This window comes from Pirellulales bacterium (assembly GCA_035499655.1).
Lineage (GTDB): Bacteria > Planctomycetota > Planctomycetia > Pirellulales > JADZDJ01 > DATJYL01.
In genome coordinates this window covers 1-20,390 of the sequence record DATJYL010000132.1, presented here as the reverse complement: position 1 = coordinate 20,390, position 20,390 = coordinate 1, and the positions used below count along the sequence as shown (strand labels likewise).

15 protein-coding genes are annotated in these 20,390 nt (G+C 56.5%); 10 read left to right on the top strand and 5 right to left on the bottom strand.

What is annotated here, in order from left to right:
• The 5 genes from VMJ32_09360 to VMJ32_09340 all read left to right on the top strand — a co-directional run.
• Positions 1-503, top strand: a 503-nt coding sequence (locus VMJ32_09360; protein HTQ39226.1) for a CBS domain-containing protein, incomplete at its 5' end; no start/stop codon positions are given.
• Positions 504-535: 32 nt separating this feature from the next.
• Positions 536-1,087, top strand: coding sequence for a cyclic nucleotide-binding domain-containing protein (locus VMJ32_09355; protein ID HTQ39225.1), 552 nt, complete (start codon positions 536-538; stop codon positions 1,085-1,087).
• Between the two features lie 10 nt (positions 1,088-1,097).
• Complete coding sequence (locus VMJ32_09350; GenBank protein ID HTQ39224.1) at positions 1,098-3,881, top strand: bifunctional acetate--CoA ligase family protein/GNAT family N-acetyltransferase; 2,784 nt, start codon at positions 1,098-1,100, stop codon at positions 3,879-3,881.
• Positions 3,853-7,512: a pyruvate:ferredoxin (flavodoxin) oxidoreductase gene (gene nifJ / locus VMJ32_09345; GenBank protein ID HTQ39223.1), complete on the top strand. Its 3,660-nt coding sequence runs from the start codon at positions 3,853-3,855 to the stop codon at positions 7,510-7,512. The genes VMJ32_09350 and nifJ overlap by 29 nt, the downstream gene beginning before the upstream one ends.
• Positions 7,509-8,531 carry a dihydroorotate dehydrogenase-like protein gene (locus VMJ32_09340; GenBank protein HTQ39222.1) on the top strand — a complete coding sequence of 341 codons (1,023 nt, stop codon included), beginning with the start codon at positions 7,509-7,511 and terminating at the stop codon, positions 8,529-8,531. Before nifJ ends, VMJ32_09340 begins: the two co-directional genes overlap by 4 nt.
• Before the next feature lie 24 nt (positions 8,532-8,555).
• Here VMJ32_09340 and fbp read toward each other — a convergent pair whose 3' ends face one another.
• The 3 genes from fbp to VMJ32_09325 form a co-directional block, all read right to left on the bottom strand.
• Positions 8,556-9,596, bottom strand: coding sequence for a class 1 fructose-bisphosphatase (gene fbp / locus VMJ32_09335; GenBank protein ID HTQ39221.1), 1,041 nt, complete (start codon positions 9,594-9,596; stop codon positions 8,556-8,558).
• 152 nt (positions 9,597-9,748) lie between these two features.
• The gene (locus VMJ32_09330) at positions 9,749-10,564 is read right to left on the bottom strand and encodes an SDR family oxidoreductase (protein HTQ39220.1); all 816 of its coding nucleotides are present in this window, start codon (positions 10,562-10,564) and stop codon (positions 9,749-9,751) included.
• Positions 10,565-10,659: 95 nt separating this feature from the next.
• Positions 10,660-11,094: a hypothetical protein gene (locus VMJ32_09325; protein HTQ39219.1), complete on the bottom strand. Its 435-nt coding sequence runs from the start codon at positions 11,092-11,094 to the stop codon at positions 10,660-10,662.
• Between the two features lie 279 nt (positions 11,095-11,373).
• Between VMJ32_09325 and VMJ32_09320 the strand changes: the two genes are divergently transcribed.
• From VMJ32_09320 to VMJ32_09300, 5 genes are all read left to right on the top strand, one after another.
• Positions 11,374-11,886: a polyhydroxyalkanoate synthesis regulator DNA-binding domain-containing protein gene (locus tag VMJ32_09320; GenBank protein HTQ39218.1), complete on the top strand. Its 513-nt coding sequence runs from the start codon at positions 11,374-11,376 to the stop codon at positions 11,884-11,886.
• A gap of 157 nt (positions 11,887-12,043) precedes the next feature.
• A complete protein-coding gene (locus tag VMJ32_09315) occupies positions 12,044-13,576 on the top strand; it encodes an acyl-CoA carboxylase subunit beta (GenBank protein HTQ39217.1) in 1,533 nt (510 codons plus the stop codon).
• A gap of 60 nt (positions 13,577-13,636) precedes the next feature.
• A complete protein-coding gene (locus VMJ32_09310; protein HTQ39216.1) occupies positions 13,637-15,622 on the top strand; it encodes an acetyl/propionyl/methylcrotonyl-CoA carboxylase subunit alpha in 1,986 nt (661 codons plus the stop codon).
• A gap of 988 nt (positions 15,623-16,610) precedes the next feature.
• The gene (locus VMJ32_09305) at positions 16,611-17,450 is read left to right on the top strand and encodes a lectin-like protein (protein HTQ39215.1); all 840 of its coding nucleotides are present in this window, start codon (positions 16,611-16,613) and stop codon (positions 17,448-17,450) included.
• A 254-nt stretch (positions 17,451-17,704) separates the two neighbouring features.
• On the top strand, positions 17,705-18,166 hold the full coding sequence (locus VMJ32_09300) for a hypothetical protein (GenBank protein HTQ39214.1): 462 nt from the start codon (positions 17,705-17,707) through the stop codon (positions 18,164-18,166).
• 464 nt (positions 18,167-18,630) lie between these two features.
• Here VMJ32_09300 and VMJ32_09295 read toward each other — a convergent pair whose 3' ends face one another.
• Both VMJ32_09295 and meaB read right to left on the bottom strand, forming a co-directional pair.
• Complete coding sequence (locus VMJ32_09295; protein ID HTQ39213.1) at positions 18,631-19,509, bottom strand: CoA ester lyase; 879 nt, start codon at positions 19,507-19,509, stop codon at positions 18,631-18,633.
• A 10-nt stretch (positions 19,510-19,519) separates the two neighbouring features.
• Positions 19,520-20,390, bottom strand: an 871-nt coding sequence (gene meaB, locus VMJ32_09290) for a methylmalonyl Co-A mutase-associated GTPase MeaB (protein HTQ39212.1), incomplete at its 5' end; no start/stop codon positions are given.

Below are 20,390 nucleotides of genomic sequence, written 5' to 3'. Positions count from 1 at the left end.
ATGGCGGAGTTTTAACGATGAACAAATCCTGCATACCACTGAAACAAATCATTACCACCGATGTGGTTTCCATCGATCCGCATGATACCCTGCGCGACGCTTTGGATGTCATGGTCGAAAACCACGTCTCCGCGCTTCCAGTGATCGACGCTCGCCAGCATTGTGTGGGCATGATCTCGGTCACCGACTTACTGGGCATGACCAAGGATTTGAGCGACGAGCTAAACGCCCTGTCCGAGTCAGGCGGCCTCGATCACGCCGTGCTGGTGCAGAAGCTCGAGCACGCCGATCTACTGACAGAATTAGTGCAAGATCTGATGTCGACCGAGGTAATTTCCGTAACCACCGACTCCACACTGGAGCATGCCGCGCGGCAAATGCTTCGTAATCACGTTCATCGCTTGGTGGTGCTCGATGACCAGCGACGCGTCATCGGGGTGGTCTCGACCATGGATCTGCTCGCCGCTTTCGCTGAAGAAACACACACTAGCCCCAATTCCTAAATCGATGGGTCGCACGACACCCGGGTGGCGTTATGGAGACAGAAGCTCTCGCTCAATTGCTCCGAAAACTACGGTTCACCGCCGATTTTCCCGATTTGATGCTGAAGCAACTGGCGGCCGCCGCAACGATCCGCCGCTTTGTTCCCCATGCGGTGTTGTTTTGGGAAAAATCTGAAAACGATCAACTGATGATTATTTGCTCGGGCAGCGTGTCCTTGGATATCCAGGTTCCGGGGCACGGCAGTGTGCAGCTTTTGACGTTAGGCCCCGGGGAGCTGCTGGCCTGGTCGGCGTTGCTGGGCGGACGGATGACCACGACCGCCACCGCCGTGGAGGAAACCAAGATAGTTTCCATATCGTCCGCCCAGGTGTTGGCCGCCTGCGAGGCCGATCATTCGTTCGGATACTGGCTGATGCGCCGCCTCTCCGATTCTTTGGCCGGGCGATTGACCGAAACTCGTACACAATTGGTTGACATCTTGACCTTCGACCAAGCCATCGGAATCCGAGCGACAAATACAGCGCCCGTGCGGGTGAAAGTACCCGGCAATCCAGCTCCTGGCCACAGCAGACCGCACTCGTAATTCGGAGTTTATGCTAGTGACGTCCGAACAGCCACAAACCTTCGAACAAGTCCACGATTTGTTTTCGGTCCGTCATGGTCCGCTTGACGTCTTTGTGCGCCCGAAAAACGTGGCGATGGTCGGCGCCTCCGAAAAGCCAAATAGCGTGGGACGCTCGCTGGTCGCGAATCTGCTGGGGAGCCCGTTCGGTGGAAAAGTATTTTTGATCAACCCCCGTCGCTCGACGGTGCTGGGGCATCAGTGTTACCCCAGCCTGGGTGATGCGCCGGAACCAATCGATTTGGCCGTCATCGTCGTGCCGGCCTGCGTCGTGCCACAGACCATCGCTCAATGCCTGCAGGCGCATGTTCGCGGCGCAATCGTCATTTCGGCCGGGTTCAAAGAAATCGGCTCCGCGGGCGCCGCTTTGGAGCACGAAATCCGCAACATGATCGTCGGAAAAAAATTACGCCTGATCGGCCCCAACTGCATGGGCGTAATGAGCCCCGTCACTAAACTGAACGCCACTTTTGCCGCCTCGATGGCTCGACCGGGAAACGTCGGCCTGATCAGCCAAAGCGGCGCCATGCTGAGCACCATTTTGGACTGGAGCGTGAGCGAGAACATCGGATTCAGCCATGTGTTTTCCGTGGGATCGATGCTCGACGTCGGCTGGGGAGATTTGATCGAATTCCTGGGAGACGATCCCCACACCACCAGCATCGTCATGTACATGGAGTCCATCGGCAACGCCAAGGCGTTTCTTTCCGCGGCGCGCGAAGTGGCCTTGCAAAAGCCGATCATTATCATCAAAGCCGGGCGATCCGAGAAAGCCTCGCAGGCGGCGGCCTCGCATACCGGGGCCATGGTCGGCAGCGACGATGTGCTCGACGCCGCTTTTCGACGTGTGGGGGCCGTGCGTGTGCATCACGTTTCGCAATTGTTCAACCTGCTCGAAGCGCTGGCCAAACAACCTCGGCCGCGCGGGCCGCGGTTGGCAATTGTCACCAACGCCGGCGGTCCCGGTGTGTTGGCAACCGACGCCCTGATGGAATCCGGCGGCCAATTGGCGAATCTATCCTCGACGACACTCGATTCTTTGAATCGCCTTTTGCCTTCCCATTGGAGCCACGGAAATCCGGTCGACGTGCTGGGCGACGCCAGCCCGGAACGCTTCGCACAGTGCGCGCAAATCTTGGCCGCCGCGCCGGAATGCGACGGTCTGTTGGCCATTCTCGCGCCCCAGGCCATCGCCGATCCCGCCGAAACCGCCCGGCAATTGGTCGCCCAAGTCAAGTCGGAAGACAAACCCATATTGTCCAACTGGATTGGCGGCAGCCAAATGGCGCCAGGTGTGAAAATACTCAATGAGGCGGGCATTCCCACCTTCACTTATCCCGACAGCGCCGCACGTACTTTTCAATACACGTGGCAATACAGCGACGCTTTGCGCGCCCTGTACGAAACCCCTTCAATGAGCGACGACGGCGGCAGCCGCGAAGCGCAATACCTGGCGGCCGACGTAATGCAAACCGCATTGAGCGCCGGCAGAACGCTCTTAACCGAACCCGAGTCCAAACAGGTTTTAAGCGCCTATGGCATTCCCACGGTCGAAACGCTGGTGGCGACCAATTCGGCGGACGCCGTGCGTTGTGCCAGAAAAATTGGCTATCCCGTCGCGCTGAAACTACTGTCCAAGACAATCTCACATAAGACCGACGTCGCTGGAGTTCGGCTCAACCTTCAGTCGGACGATCAAGTTGCAAATGCCTTCGTTTCCATTTCCAAAGCCGTGGCAGAAGCTGCCGGTCCGGGACATTTCGACGGCGTTACCGTCCAGCAAATGCTTGGAATGAACGGTTACGAACTACTGATCGGGTGCAAAATCGATTCGCAGTTGGGGCCGGTCATCGCCTTCGGCGCCGGTGGACAGCTTGTGGAAGTATTTCAAGATCGTGCGCTGGGCTTACCTCCCTTAACCTCGACCCTCGCCCGTCGCATGATGGAGCGCACCAAAATCTATCGTGCCCTGAAAGGAATTCGAGGGCGAAAACCGGTCGATCTTGCGGCTTTGGAGCAATTACTGGTCCGCTTCAGCCGCCTGGTCCTCCAACAACCCAGAATTTGTGAAATCGAAATCAATCCCCTGCTGGCCGGCGAAAATGGCTTCATCGCCTTGGATGCACGGGTGATTTTGCACCCGGCCACCTGTGCCAGTGCAGATTTGCCGCAACCGGTGATTCGGCCGTATCCGCGGCAGTATATGACGCATTGGACCGCGAAAGACGGCCGTACCCTGTTCATCCGGCCCATTCGCCCCGAAGACGAATCGCTCATGGCGTCCTTTCACGAATCGCTCTCGCAAGAGTCCGTCTATTCGCGCTATGCGCAAGTTTTATCGTTAAGCCAACGCACGGCTCACGAACGTTTGGCGCGTTTGTGTTTTATCGATTACGACCGCCAAATCGCGCTGGTTGCCATCGACGAACTACAAACGCCGCCCAAACTGGCCGCCGTGGCTCGTCTAATTAAATTGCACGCCAGCCATAGCGCCGAGTTTGCAATCGTCGTCAGCGATGTCTACCAGGGTTTGGGGCTGGGAACTCAGTTAATGGATTTGATTGCGGCAATTGGCCGAGACGAAAAGCTCCAGCGAATCGTCGGGCAAATCAGCGTCACCAACCGACGCCTGTTGACCATTTGCCAGCAATTAGGGTTTGAATTTGTGGAGACTTCAGATCATACGACATACACGGCAATTCTGAATGTCGCTGCAGGAGCTAAACATGCAATCGCGACAACCTGTAACGGTTGACGGCAACGAAGCGGCGGCTTCCATCGCCCATCGATTGAGCGAAGTCATTGCCATCTACCCCATTACGCCCGCCTCGCCCATGGGAGAACTCGCCGACGCGTGGTCGGCTCAGGGACGCACAAACATCTTCGGCGCCGTTCCCGACGTCATCGAAATGCAAAGCGAAGCTGGTGCCGCGGCCACCGTGCATGGCGCGCTGCAAACCGGCGCCTTGTCGACCACGTTCACGGCTTCACAAGGCCTGCTGCTGATGATCCCCACCATGTACAAAATTGCCGGCGAGCTGACGCCCACGGTGTTTCACATTTCCGCCCGTACCATCGCGACCCATTGCCTGTCGATCTTCGGCGATCACAGTGACGTCATGGCCTGCCGTCAATGCGGCTGGGCCATGTTGTGTTCCAACTCGGTGCAGGAAGCGCATGATTTGGCCCTGGTGGCCCATGCTGCCACGTTGGAAACTCGCGTGCCGTTTGTGCACTTCTTCGATGGTTTCCGCACCTCGCACGAAGTCAACAAAATCGAACAGCTTGCCGACGACGACTTGCGCTCCATGATCGATCCAGCGTGCGTCGAAGCACACCGCGCGCGAAGCCTGGATCCAGATCGGCCGGTCCTGCGCGGCTCCGCGCAAAATCCCGACGTGTTTTTTCAAGCCCGCGAGGCTTGCAATCGATTTTACGATGCAGTCCCCAGCCTGGTCCAAGCGAAGATGGATCAATTCGCCGCTCTCACCGGGCGAGAATATCATTTGTTCCAGTACGAGGGAGCGCCCGATGCCCAGCGCGTCATCGTCATGATGGGCTCCGGCGTCGGCGCCGTTGCCGAAGCCCTAAAAGTTTTGACAGATCGCGGCGAAAAAGTTGGCTTGCTCAAGGTTCGGCTGTACCGTCCGTTCGCCGTCGAAGCATTCATCAAAGCACTGCCGCGCACCGTGCGCACCATCGCCGTCCTCGATCGCACCAAAGAACCCGGCGCCATGGGCGAGCCCCTGTATCAGGACGTCGTTACCGCGCTGGCCGAGCAGTGGCCCAATGGGAGCAATGGCCATCCCCGGCCGGTCGTCATCGGCGGCCGCTACGGCTTGTCGTCCAAAGAGTTCACGCCGGCCATGGCCGCCAGGGTGTTCCACGAACTTTCGTCTGAGCAGCCCAAGCAACATTTCACCATCGGCATTATTGACGATGTGACACATCTCAGCCTGAAGTGGGACGAAGAGTTTACTACCGAGGGCAGCGATGTCACCCGCGCTGTCTTCTACGGCCTGGGGAGCGACGGCACCGTGGGCGCGACGAAAAACTCTGTAAAAATCATCGGCGAGAACACGCCGCTTTACGCGCAAGGGTACTTTGTTTACGACTCCAAAAAGGCCGGCTCGGTCACAATTTCCCACTTGCGGTTCAGTCCGCGGCCGATCGATTCCACGTATCTAATCGAGCGGGCGAATTTTGTGGCCTGCCATCAATTTCAATTTCTCGAACGACTCGACATGCTGCAACTGGCCGACCCCGAGGCCACCTTTTTGCTCAATAGCCCCTTCGGCCCTGATGAAGTGTGGGGCCGCCTGCCGCGCGAAGTCCAGCAGCAAATCATCGACAAGCGGCTGAAGTTTTACGTGGTCGATGGTTACAGCGTGGCACAAATGGCGGGCATGGCAGGCCGCTTTAATACCGCCATGCAAACGTGCTTTTTCGCCCTGGCCAATGTGCTGCCGCGCGAACAAGCGGTCGAAAAAATCAAGGAATCCATTCGCAAAACCTACGGCAGACGCGGCGAATCGGTCCTGCAAAGCAATTGGGCCGCCGTGGATGGCGCGCTGGCCTCGTTACACCAAGTTGAAGTGCCAGCCGAAGCGACCTCCACCACGCACAGATTGCCAGCCATCTCAGTAACTGGCAATCAAATGGATGCTTTTATCGAGCGCGTCACGGCAATGCTTCTCAGTGGCCAGGGCGATCGGCTTCCGGTTAGCGCATTGCCCGTCGATGGTACTTTCCCAACGAACACCGCCCGCTTCGAAAAGCGCAGCATCGCAATTGACATTCCCATCTGGGACAAAAATTTGTGCACGCAATGCGGTCTGTGCGCGCTGGTTTGTCCGCATGCAGCCATCCGGATGAAGGCCTTTCCAAGCCAGGCCTGCGAAGCTGCTCCAAAATCGTTCCAATCCAAACCGTACGCCGCAAAAGAATTGCCCGACTACTTGATGACAATTCAAGTTGCCCCCGACGATTGCACGGGCTGCGGTGTGTGTGTCGATGTTTGTCCGGCCAAAAGCAAAGAAGTGGTTAAGCACAAAGCCATCAACATGGAGGCCAAGCTGCCGCATTTGGCGACGGAGCGGGAAAATTTTGATTTCTTTTTGCAGATTCCCGAATTCGACCGCACCAGCGCGAAAATCGACACCGTCAAAGGCTCGCAACTGTTGCAGCCGCTGTTCGAATTCTCCGGCGCCTGCGCCGGCTGCGGCGAAACCCCGTATCTGAAACTTCTTAGCCAACTCTTTGGCGACCGAGCGGTCATCGGCAATGCCACCGGTTGCTCTTCCATTTATGGCGGGAATTTGCCAACCACCCCTTGGGCACAAAACGCCCTGGGCCGCGGTCCAGCCTGGAACAATTCGCTGTTCGAAGATACCGCCGAATTTGGACTCGGCCTCCGCATGGCCATCGACCAAAAGCAAGGCTACGCTCAATATCTTCTGGCGCAATTGAGCGGCCAGCTTGGCGATGGGCTAGTCCAGCAATTAATCGAATCTTCCCAGACAAACGAAGCTGAATTGGCCCAACAGCGGCAGCGCGTCGCTGCCCTGCGCAAACGATTGACTCGAATCAATTCGCCCGATGCAAAACGACTGGATGCGATTGCCGATTCGTTGGTGAAGCGCTCGGTGTGGATCGTCGGCGGCGATGGCTGGGCCTATGACATCGGTTACGGCGGCTTAGATCATGTCCTCACCACCGGCCGCGACGTAAACATCCTGGTCCTCGACACCGGCGTATATTCCAACACCGGCGGTCAAGCGTCGAAAGCCACGTTCCGGGGCGCGGTCGCCAAGTTTGCATCGGGCGGTAAAGCGTCTCGCAAAAAAGACCTGGGAATGATGGCCGTGGCCTACGGCAACGTTTATGTCGGTCAGGTGGCGATGGGCGCAAACCCGGCGCAAACCATTCGCACCTTCCAAGAGGCCGAATCCTATCACGGCCCGTCGCTCATTCTGGCCTACAGCCATTGCATTGCGCACGGCATCAACATGACCACTTCCATGGGACACCAAAAAGACGCTGTCAACTGCGGCTTTTGGCCCCTCTATCACTTCGATCCCCGCCAGGCCCAATCAGGCGGCCAGTCGTTCCGTTTAGATAGTCACAAACCAAAGACCAGATTCCGAGATTTTGCGATGCTCGAAGGCCGGTTTGCAATGTTGGCCCGCTCGAATCCAGAGCATGCCGAACGTTTATTTGCTTTGGCCCAGCGCGACATTGATGATCAATGGCGGTATTACGAACAAATGGCTGCCATCGATCGCGGCGGTTCAACTTCCCCCGCTCCCGCCGAATCAGCAACAAACGCCGACGTCAACGGTGACTCAATTCCCTCACCTAAAACCACAAACCCGGTCGCACTATGAACGTCGATCTTTCCACACGCTATCTGGGGCAAAATCTTGTAAATCCGTTGGGTGCTTCGGCTGGCCCCCTGACCGGCCGGCTCGATTCGCTTCGCCGCCTGCAAGATGCCGGCGCTGCGGTGGCTGTTTTGCCCTCGCTCTTCGAGGAACAAATTCAGCACGATGAGCAAGAACTGGAGCGGCTCTATGAGTATCAGGCCGAATCGTTTGCCGAATCGCTCAGCTTTTTTCCTGAGCTGGAAAACTACAACACCGGCCCGCGTGGTTACCTTAAATACTTGGAAACGGCCAAACGCGCCGTTTCGATTCCGCTGATCGGCAGTCTAAACGGCTGCTCTTCCAGCGGCTGGGTCCGCTATGCCAAAGCCATCCAAAATGCCGGAGCCGATGCCCTAGAGCTGAACATTTATTTCGTCCCGACCAATCCAGAGATGACCTCCACGGACGTCGAAAATCGTTATGTTCAATTGGTCGCCCAGGTTTGCCAATCGGTTTCGATTCCCGTCGGCGTGAAACTCGGTCAAAATTTTTCCAGCCTCCCGCATTTTGCCCGCCGGCTGGTTTATGCCGGCGCCGCGGGCCTGGTCTTATTCAACCGTTACCTCGAAGCCGATATCGATCTCGAATCGTTGACGTTCAAGCCCGATTTGATCCTCAGCCACCGGCACGAAGCACGCGTCCCCATCCGCTGGATTGCCATCCTCCGCGATCAAATCAATGCTTCGCTGGCCGCCACTGGCGGAGTGCATCGCACCCAGGGCATCATCAAGCTGCTCTTAGCCGGCGCCGATGTCACCTTTATGACCAGTGTCCTCCTGCTTAAAGGTCCCGACTTTTTAAGGACGCTGCTGGTCGACCTGGCCCGCTGGCTCGAAGAACACGAATACTCATCCGTCGAGCAATTGAAAGGCAGCATGAGCCGCGGCAATGCTCCGGACCCGGGACAACTGGAACGCGCCAACTACATGCAGGCGCTTATCGAGTACTCCCCTCATCGACGAGAGCCTCACTTCGATTGACGCGGCAAAACAAATCGCAAGCCTTCATTTCACGCTTTCTCGCGTTCCGTTCATGCGCGCCGCCGTCAATCGTTCCCGGCCTCTGGTGCAATGACTCAGCTCCTGAACTTCGGTTTTTCCCCCTACCACCAGCGGCACTCGCTGGTGAATGTCGTGCGGTTGGATTTCCATAATTCGCCCGGTCCCGTCCGTTGCCATCCCGCCGGCTTGTTCCGCAATGAAAGCAATCGGATTGGCCTCGTACAGCAACCGCAGCTTGCCTTGGGGATAATCTCGTGTCGGGGGATATAAAAACACTCCCCCCTTGATCAACGTGCGATGAAAATCGGCCACCAACGACCCAATGTAGCGCGATGTATATCGCCGCCCCAAAGCGCCGCTGCGCAACTTCCCCAAGTACTGCTGATATTCCTCCGGAAAGCTGTCGGCGTTGGCCTCGTTCACCGAATAAATTTTACCCGCTTCCGGCATGCGGATGTTTTCATGACTGAGCACATATGCGCCAATTTCCGGATCCAACGTAAAGCCGTGAACGCCTTGCCCCGAGGTGTACACGAGAATGGTCGACGAGCCATAAACCACATATCCCGCGGCAATTTGTCGCACCCCGGGCTGCAACACAGCCGCATGAGGGTGATCGCGCGAGACAATGGGCGATTGGAGCAGGATCGAAAATATCGTTCCCACTCCCACATTCACGTCGATATTCGACGATCCGTCCAACGGGTCAACAACGACAATGTATTTGCCGCTCTCGGCGCGCCCTTCGAACATCACCGGGTCGTCGTTCTCTTCCGAGGCCAATATGGCCACGTCCTCGCGCATCCGCAAACAGTGCAGCAACGCCTGGTTGGCATAAACATCCAACTTGTGTTGTGCCTCTCCATGCAAATTCGTCGTCCCAGCCTCTCCCAGCACGTCCAGCAATCCACCGCGGCGCACCTTGGCCTGCGTCATTTTCGTCGCCAGCGTAATGCCCGAAAGCAACCACGAAAATGCCCCCGTGGCTTGCGGAAACCGCTTACGCTGCTCCAGTAGAATATGCTGCTCAACGGTGACAATCATAACTTGTTCCTCATTGAAATAACCCACGCTGAGAAACATCGTCGCAACCGCCGAAATCACCGCGGAAACTGCCAACTGGACCGCGATTCACCGACTCACGGCCTTTGAATTTTGGGGTGCGGCCTGCGCCGACTGCACCCCGGCTTTTGACGTCAGGCCGGCGGATGCCAGCCCGCGTCGGCCCACAACTCGCCGCTGACCGCGGAATTGGAAATCATAAAACAAATCGCATCGGCAATTTCCTCGGTCCGTATCAGTCGGCGGAGTTGAGTAAACGGAAGAACATTCTTTTCCAGAAACTCTTTTCCTAACTGCTGGGCCATCGCCGTATCGGTGAAGCCTGGATGAATGATGCCGCAGCGCACCCCGCAATACATGGCCTCCTTCATGAGCGTGGCTGCCGCGCCTTCCAAACCCGCCTTGGTCGTCGCATAGGAAATTTGCCCCTTATTGCCACGCGACGATACCGAGCCGATGAACACAATGGCTCCCTGAACCGCTTCCTCCGGTTCCCAGCGCTTCAAACCTCGCTTGTGCCGGTCCTCGGCAATCCGAACGACCATTTCTATGGCCCAATAGATCGGCGCCACAAGATTCACTTCCATCACTTGCCGGAACGTAGTGATGGAATACGGTTCCGCCTTTCCCGTCTCTTTGTTCATTCGAACCGCTAGCCCATCCTTGGTAATACCCGCCGCTGGCACGCAAATGCTTACCAGGTTGTGCCGAGAAACGGCTTCGTCATACACCTGTACCCGAAAGGTTTCGTTCGTCACGTCGCCGGCGTTGGCCTGCACAATGTCGCGGCCTATTTCCTTATTGATCATTTCCGCCGCTTCAAAGACCAGGTCGCTCCGATCCACCAGGATGACGATTCTCGCGCCACGTTTGGCCAACTCCCGCGCCACCGCTCGCCCAATGCCGCTGGCTGCACCGGTTACAAGGGCAACCTTGTTTTCGATCTTCATGGCAGTTGCTCCTTATCGCAAGTCCGCCTGAAATGAGGACGAACTAAACGGCCTTAGGCTGCCAAAACGAACTTCGGCAGCCGTATTGGCGTGAACTACGAGCCCGCCTTGGTCAACAGCTCGGTGCATTTCAGCACCGCATCTTGGAATTCGCCGATCTGCGCTTCGGAAGCCTCGCGCAGGCAATCCAGCGTTTTCCGACAAAGTTGCTCGCTCCGTCGTCGGTATTCTTCCGGGTTGGTCGCCTCGCCGACGCGCAACGCCGCATCGAGTGCTTCGATGGCAGCCTGATACTGTTTGTCCATCACATCGCGGTGCTTGCGGACCAAATCGGAAACCGTGGTGGCCCATTGCTTCTGGAAATCGCGCGCTTTGTCGATCCAAATCGACTGTGGCGTCGGAAAGGGCCACATGTGCGTCCACTGATGAAAAATCTCCTGGTGCAATTTAAGGTTGGTTTCCGCCGCGCGACGGATGTTTTGAAAAACGTCCTCAAACACTTTGCTGCCGGCCGCTGTTTCGGTTGCCATGGCTTGTTCTCCCATAAAAAAGCGTGAATGTGCAGGTGCGAGATCAATCGGCCGCCGATCTTCGCTTCTGCAGCAATTATCTCATAATCGACCCCCAATGTCAAGCCTATTATGCTGCAAATGCGAAATCGCATTTAATACCACATTTTATAGACGTCTGTTAGATTATATCGGCATTTATATGGGCAATAATGCTGCATAATGTTAAGCACAATGTTGCAAAAGCGCTAAATTGAGGTATAATTGGGCCGTACGAAGATGCTGCTGGGAGTAATGCCGATGCCTGACGATCTGGTCCAAATCACACGCTATCCCAATCGCCGCTTTTACGCGCGCGACAAAAGCAACTACGTTTCGCTGGAAGACATCGAAGCCATGGTCCGGCGGGGACAAAATGTCGAAATTCACGATAGCCAGACCGACGAGGATTTGACCGGCATTGTGCTCACGCGGATCATCATGGAACGGCAGCCGGAAAAAATGCGGCTGTTCCCCATCGGCATGTTGCATTACATCTTGCGCTCCAACGAGGTCATGTCCGACTTCTTGCGTGATTATTTCCGCCAGGTGCTCCCTTATTTGGAGTATCTGCAACGGCATGGGGCGGCAGCCATCAATTTGGCGCAAAAACCCATGCACTGGATCAAAGCGTGGCTGGACAACTTTGTGCCCCGCAACAGCAACCAAGCCCCGTTGACGCCTCCGACCGACGAAGCCGATGAATTGGGAAAACGGGTCGCGCAACTGGAAGAACGGATTCGACAGTTGGAAGCCCAACAAGAAAACATTTAACTGCGCTTCTGGCGACCAAATGGAGACTGGCCTCTTGACGCATTCGTGAAAACGGCTAAACCGAATTGCCAGCGCGGCGGCCTAATGCCAGCGCTGCTCCGCGCGGCCTTTCAATGACAACTTTAACAAGGCGGCTTCCCCAGCTAAATAATTCCTTATGCAAGAAATCGTTCACCAACTCGAACAAAAACGTGCCGCAGCGGAACTCGGCGGCGGACGCCAACGCATCGAGGCACAACACGCCAAGGGAAAGCTTTCCGCGCGGGAACGGATTGAATTGCTCCTGGACCCGGGCACGTTCGAGGAATGGGACATGTTCGTTGAGCATCGCTGCAGCGATTTCGGCATGGACCAGCAGCGCATTCCCGGCGACGGGGTGGTCACCGGCTACGGAACGATCAACGGCCGCATGGTGTTCATCTTCAGCCAAGATTTCACCGTCTTCGGCGGATCGCTTTCCGAAGCGCATGCCGAAAAAATTTGCAAAATCATGGACCATGCCATCAAGGTCGGCGCGCCGGTCATCGGCTTGAACGATTCGGGCGGGGCCCGCATCCAGGAAGGCGTAGCCTCGTTGGGCGGCTATGCCGAAGTGTTCCAACGCAACGTGTTGGCTTCGGGCGTCATTCCGCAAGTCTCGGTAATCATGGGCCCCTGTGCGGGCGGCGCCGTTTACTCGCCGGCCATGACCGATTTCGTGTTCATGGTGAAAGACACCTCTTACATGTACGTCACCGGGCCGGACGTGGTGAAAACCGTAACGCACGAAAGCGTAACGCACGAAGAACTGGGGGGCGCCATCACCCATTCCACCAAATCCGGCGTGGCGGACCGGGCCTTCGAAAACGACGTCGAAGCGCTGCTCATGGTCAGGCGCTTCATCAACTACTTGCCGGCCAACAACCGCCTGCCGCCGCCCCATCGCCCCACGCCCGACCGGGCCGACCGGGTTGAACCTTCCTTGGATACGCTCATTCCGGCCAATCCCAACAAGCCGTACGACATGAAAGAGTTGATTTTCAAAATTGTCGACGACACCGACTTTTTCGAAATCCAGCCCGAGCATGCCAAGAACATCATCGTCGGGTTTGCCCGAATGGAAGGCAACCCGGTGGGGATTGTCGCCAATCAACCGCTGGTGTTGGCCGGCTGCCTGGATATCAAATCGTCGATCAAGGCGGCCCGCTTCGTGCGGTTTTGCGATTCCTTTAACATCCCGATTTTGACCTTCGTCGATGTTCCCGGCTTTATGCCCGGCACGGCGCAGGAGTTTGGCGGCATCATTAAGCACGGCGCCAAGCTGCTGTATGCGTATGCCGAAGCCACGGTGCCCAAAATCACGTTGATTACGCGGAAGGCCTACGGAGGCGCTTACGACGTGATGGCGTCGAAGCACTTGCGGGGCGACGTCAACATCGCCTGGCCAACCGCCGAAATCGCCGTGATGGGTCCCAAGGGGGCCGTGGAAATCATCTTTCGCAAAGACATCGGCAACGGCCAACGAATTGCCGAGCTGACCGAAGAATACCGCACCAAGTTTGCCAACCCGTTCATTGCCGGGCATCGCGGTTACATCGACGACGTCATCATGCCGCGCCAAAGCCGCACGCGCATTTGCCGCTCGCTGGCCATGCTGCGAAACAAAAAACTGGAAAACCCGTGGCGCAAACACGGCAACATCCCACTGTAGAAGCAAAACCCAGCCACTAGACAACCAGACGACCAGACACAAGACCCCTGTCCGTAGGCCATGTTCAAAAAAATTCTGATTGCCAATCGGGGTGAAATTGCCTGCCGCGTGATCAAAACCGCGCGGAACATGGGAATTGGCACCGTGGCGGTTTACTCCGAGGCCGACGTCGAAGCGCTGCACGTTTCGCTGGCTGACGAGGCCGTTTGCATTGGCCCGCCCGCTTCGGCTCAAAGTTATTTGGCCATCGACAAAATCTTGCAGGCCTGCCAAACCACCGGGGCCCAGGCCGTACACCCCGGTTACGGTTTTCTTTCCGAAAAGGCTGCTTTTGCCCAGCGGCTTGGCGAGGCCGGCATCGTGTTCATCGGCCCGCCACCGCAGGCCATGACCAGCCTGGGCGATAAAATTACTTCCAAAACAATCGCTCGTCAGGCGGGTGTGAACACCATACCCGGCCACACGGAAATTATTCACGATGCCGATCACGCCGTCAGCATCGCCAACGAGATCGGTTACCCTGTCATGCTGAAAGCCAGCGCGGGCGGCGGCGGCAAAGGGATGCGGCTGGCACGCAACGACGACCAGTGCCGCGAAGGTTTTTTGCGGGCCACCGGAGAAGCGCGCTCCGCATTTGGCGACGATCGGATCTTCATCGAAAAATATATCGACCAGCCGCGGCACATCGAAATTCAAATTCTCGCCGACATTCATGGAAACATCGTTTATTTGGGCGAGCGCGAATGTTCGCTGCAGCGGCGGCATCAAAAAGTCATCGAAGAAGCGCCCTCGCCCTTTCTCGATCAGGCGACCCGGACCGCCATGGGCCAGCAGGCGGTGGCGTTGGCCCGCGCGGCCAACTATCAATCGGCCGGCACCGTGGAGTTTATTGTCGACGCCGACCGGAACTTTTACTTCCTGGAAATGAACACCCGGTTGCAGGTCGAGCATCCGGTTACGGAATTCGTCACGGGATTGGACCTGGTCGAGTTGATGATTCGCATCGCCGCCGGCGAATTGCTGCCGTTTTCGCAATCCGACGTGCAAATGAACGGCGCCGCCATTGAAGCCCGCGTTTACGCGGAAGATCCGTTTCGCAATTTTCTGCCGTCGGTGGGCCGCCTGGTGCGTTACTTGCCGCCGCAGGAAACCCAATCCGTGCGGGTCGATACCGGCGTTTACGAGGGGGGCGAGGTTTCGATCCACTACGACCCGATGATCGCCAAGCTCATTACCCACGGGGCAACTCGTGACGAGGCAATTTTGCGCATGCGCGACGCCCTGAACGAGTTTTACATTCGCGGCGTGTCGCACAACATCAGCTTTCTGGCGGCGCTCGTCCAACATGTGCGTTTTCGCGAAGGCCGCATTAGCACGAATACCATCGCCGAGGAATACCCCACCGGCTTTCACCCGGCCGACACGGTCCATGACAATCCGGCGATGCTCATTACCGTGGCCGCGGCCATTCATCGCCGATACATGGACCGGGCGGCGGGCATCAGCGGCCAAATGCACGGTTATGAACGAAAAGTGCAGGACGATTGGGTCGTGGTGCTGGCCGGCAAGCAGCACGCCGTGAATGTGCGCCCCATCGCCGGCGGGCACGATGTCATTTATCAGGGTAATTGCTACCGCGTGCTCAGCGATTGGCAATTTGGCCAGCCGCTGTTTAAGGGCACCGTATACGGTACGCCGGTCTGCATTCAGGTGGAGCGGCGGAACATGTTTTACCGCTTGTTCCACTGGGGTTCGCAGGTCGACGTCATGGTGCTGACCGCCCGGGCGGCCGAACTGCTGGCTACGATTCCGGAAAAAAAGCCGGTCGATACCGCCAAGTATTTGCTTTCCCCCATGCCGGGGTTGCTGTCGCAGTTGATGGTGCGCGTGGGAGAAGAAGTGAAACTGGGCCAGCACCTAGCCGTGGTCGAGGCGATGAAAATGGAAAACGTGCTGTGTGCCGAGCGCGACGGCAAAATTCAAAAAGCCCTAGCCACCGTCGGCGAAACGCTGGCCGTCGACCAGCCGATCTTGGAGTACGAGTGAGGGGCATGAGGGGATAGGGGACAGGGGGCAGTGGGTGGGAATGACGATCCCGGCGCGCCGGGACGAATGACGAATGAATGACCAATGACCAAGCACCAATGACCAAAGCGCGCCCGATGCGCGCAGGGGAACATTTGGGAACTCTTGATAAAATGATTTCCGGTGTCGTCGGCCCCGAGGGGTCGTGCGTTCGGTGATTCTAGCACCCCTCACCCCAACCCTCTCCCACAAGGGGAGAGGGAGTGAGAAGAGCACCAGGTCACCTATGTAATGTTTGACGATCGGCGCCTGGGATGCCTAACCAGGCATTAAGTCATAACGCCGATCGACCTGTCACGACCCCAGCGCTCGTTTTCGCCTATGACGGTCCCGGGTGGGCGGATCATAGGAAGAGGCGCGTTGTCGGGCCGACGACCTTCCACTGAAGCGGGAAGCATCTGGCAATTAACGTCATGTTGATTTTCCATTTGCTTAACGCTTCCTATCTAACCGGAGGACCAACTCCGCAGAGGCACGCACTGCAGGCGCTACATCGTTTCAGTCCCGTTTCCGATATAGCAGTGACTAGACTACCTTTCTAGCTTGTTTGCCTGTTGTCATGGATCAATGTCGCGATCATTGTGTGGGCGGATCATAAACTGTAGCCGGGGTCTGCGACCCCGGAGCGGCCTCACAGAGGCCGGCTACAGCGGAAATCGGCTCACGCATCCATCGAGCAATGGAAACACGAAGTTTTACACGTCAATTACGTGACATACAGATGTACACTATAGAGCATTGATTATAAAATGCAAGGCAATTTTTGGGCCAGCGGTTAAAGTCGGCAGCGCTGGCAGAGCCAATGGGGTCCGTAAGAAATCCAGAATGTCCCCACGCCTGTTCGGCTCGAATTGGCGCATTCTATTACCACCTTTTGACAACCGATTGGTGGGGGCGCAAAATAACGACTACTTATTCCGATTCTGGTGTAACTTTCGGAGGTACTGTAATGCGCCAGTTCACTGTTTTGTTGGTTGTATTTCTCGTCTGTACCGCAAGGGCGGCTCAAGATGACCCCATCAAAGCGCAGCTGACCGCTGCTAAACAGGACTTTGAGAAGGACATGGCTGCCGCTCATAGTGCACTTGCAACACTACTCACGGATAAGGAAGCAGGGGCGCAAAAGGCAGGCAATCTTACATTGCTTGAAAAGGTACGGGCTGAGCAGACAGCGTTTGAGTCCAACGACGAACTTCCAAAATCGGTATCGACGCGGACGTACACCGAAGCCAACAAAAAGGCGCGGGCGAATTTGGAGGATGCTTACCTTGCAGCCCGCAAGGCTTACACGCAAGCCGGCCAAATCGACGACGCCAACGCGGTCGATCAAGAATTGCAGGCATTCAGAATTACTGGACAAATCTACAAAACATTGCCGGAATCCAAAATTGGCCAGCAAACAGATAATGAAATTCCTATCGACGCAGTAGCGTTCGAGGGACATCATTACAAATACTTCGCGGATAAATCTACTTGGCACGTGGCACGTGCAAAATGCGAGAAAATGGGTGGTCATCTTATTTGCATCGGTAACGCGCGTGAGGATTCTTTCGCTGTGCAATTGATCGACCGTGCGCACGCGAGCGGTGCATGGATTGGGGCCACCGACGAGGAAGTGGAAGGAAAGTGGCTATGGGTTAACGGCGAGCCTTTTTATTACACTCATTGGGGGCCTCGGCAGCCGGACAACACAAATGGTGTCGAAGATGTTGGCGAGATTCTATACGGAACCTGGAACGACATGGTTGAAGGAAAGAGGCAAGGCTTTCTTTGTGAGTGGGACCGTTAAATATCAATCCGGTCTATCCCGTGGTAAAAAACACAAGGCACGAAGGGGCCGATTGCGTGGAAAGAGTACCGGGCTACCATACAACTACGTATGTTGTCAGGCGAGGCAAAACGGCCTTGGGAAAATGCCAAATAGCAGTCTGTGCGTTTACCATATTGATCCACGTGAACTTCGGATCATCGTGGCTTGTCATTTCAGCCGCTATAATGTTGAGAACTTTGCAATTTGGGCACTGACTCATTCATGGGCTTGCAATGACCTTACAAATTGAAAATGCGAGTCGAGAACTAAAAAAGGTATACAACATTCTGGCAGAAGATGTCGAAGCTGTGCGTGCATACGGAAAATCTAATCCATCGCCGTTTGCACACCGTACTTTGTTTCGCACATACTTTGCTCTTGTGGAGGGCCTTTCTTACCAATTCCGAAAGCTTGCGTTAGCTTGTGCTGAGTATAAACCTGACCTATTTACCAAAGAGGAAATTATTCTGCTTAAAGAGCAGAAATTTATTCTCAGCAATGAGGGAGAACCTGTTACGATTCATGCCGGATTCCAGAAGCCTTTACCTAGCATACTGTTTACGATGCGATGTTGTGCAAAAGCGTATGGGGCGTCATTTCTACCCGATACCAACATTCAGATTGGCTATACTAAGATGAAGGAATTCATAACACTGAGAAATGGGCTTACGCATCCAAATCCGCCGCCGACCTAGAACTAAATGAGTCGCAGATCAGTATTGCGGCAGACGCAGCATCTTGGTGGAAACAAAATGTACAGAGAATGCTTGAGAGTTGTAGTCAGGCCGACGAGTCGGGACAACAACCAACAGCATAAAGTTGCCGATGCAAATACCACTGTCAAAAGCGAAACGACTGTGGATACCTATTGACGTTGTGGCTCACCAAGTTGACCCGTGAGATTCAAAAGAAGCATAAGGATAGTTAGAACAATGCACCGCAAGCCACACGGTTGCAAATTCTTGTCACCCCAACTATCTTAGGGGCGGTTGTACTACAACCGGATTGATGCTTTTTGATGTTCGATTGTGTGCGATTGTCACTCGCCTACAACCAGCTTTTGATAAGACTGTATAGCAGTTTTGACAGTTTCGCCCGGACTGCTACCCCTCACCTCAACCCTCTCCCGCAAGGGGAGAGGATGTTTTGTTAGAGTTTCTTACTCGCATGGCGCGGGCGATTGTGCGATGGCCAAAATGCGGCGGGCGGATTCGGCGTGTAGGGCTTCGATCAAGCGGCCGTCGACGGTGGTGACGCCTTTGCCCTGGCGTTGGGCGTGATCGAACGCGGCGATGATTTTTCGGGCCCTCTCGATTTCCGCCGCGGTGGGCGTAAACACACGATTGCAAACTTCGACTTGCGCGGGGTGAATCAGCGTTTTGCCGTCGAAACCCAGCAAGCGGGCCTGAACGCATTCGGCGGTAAAGCCTTCGAGATTGGCGGGCTCGTTATAAACGCCGTCGAGAATCATTTTGCCGGCGCTGCGGGCCGCCAACAGACAGTGCGACAAGGCGAACAACAGCGGCTGTCGGCCGGGCAGATTCTCGGCGTGCAACTGGCAGAGCAGATCGTTCGTGCCCATCACCAGCACCGTCAGCCTGGAAGACGAGTGTGCGATTTCACGGGCGTTCAACACGGCGTCGGCAGTTTCCAAGACGGCCCAGATTTTGATTTGCGGCGAAAGACCGGTGGCATCGAGTTCCTGCTCGATGGTCAGTACATCGCCGGCATGGTTGACTTTTGGCACCACGATGGCCGCCGGCTGAACGCTTGCCAGCGCACACAAATCGTCGTGATGCCAGGGAGTATTGAGCGCATTGATGCGAATTACCAATTCGCGGCGGCCGTATTGCGCGTCGGCCAGGGCCGCACATGCCTGCCCGCGAGCCGCCGGCTTGGCCTCGGGAGCGACGGCATCTTCCAGATCGAAGATGAGGACGTCGGCCGAGAGGGTTTTGGCTTTTTCCAAAGCGCGTGGGTTGTCGGCGGGAACGAACAATGCCGAGCGGCGGGGTCGAAGGTCGGCGGTGATAGACAATTCGCGCCTCCTACCAAGAAATTCCAAAGGCGGCGAGAATTTGCCGAGCGGCGGCTTCCGGCGTGGTTTCGCCCTGCAAAACTTTGGATTCCAGTTCGCCGCGCAAGGCATGTACCCCAGGATGTGTGCGGACCGCCTGTTGCAAGCGATCGTCGACCGTGGACCACAGCCAGCGCAGGTTTTGCTGGCAGCGGCGCGAGTGGAGTTGGCCGGCGGATTTCAAGCGATCGTAACGCTGTTTTACCGTGGTCCACACCCGATCTACGCCCAAATTATTCAACGCGCTGCATGTGAGGACATCGGGGGGCTGGTCTGAGTCCCCCTCACCCCGGCCCTCTCCCAGAGGGAGAGGGGGAATCGCGGCGCGGTTTTCCGCCACGGGCAGCAGGGCAGTATGGTGACCGGCCAATGATTTTAGCACCAGGGCGTATTGATGGGCCGCCATTTCGGCGGCGGTGCGATTGGGGCCATCGGCCTTGTTGACGACAATCACGTCGACGAATTCCAACAGGCCGCGCTTGATGGCTTGCAGTTCGTCGCCGGCGCCGGGGAGCATCAGCGCCACGAAGCAATCGGTAATGTTGGCCACCATGGTTTCCGACTGGCCGACGCCGACGGTTTCGATCAGCACCACATCGTAGCCGGCGGCCTCGCACAGGAGCATGCATTCGCGGGTTTTTCGGGCCACGCCGCCGGTGGTGCCCGCCGAGGGGGAAGGGCGGATGTACGCATTGGCTTGGGTTGCCAACTGCGACATGCGGGTTTTATCGCCCAGGATGCTGCCGCCGCTGATGCCGCTGGTGGGATCGACGGCCAACACGGCCACTTTTTTCCCCTGATGAATCAGGTGCATGCCGAGCGCTTCGATAAAGGTGCTTTTG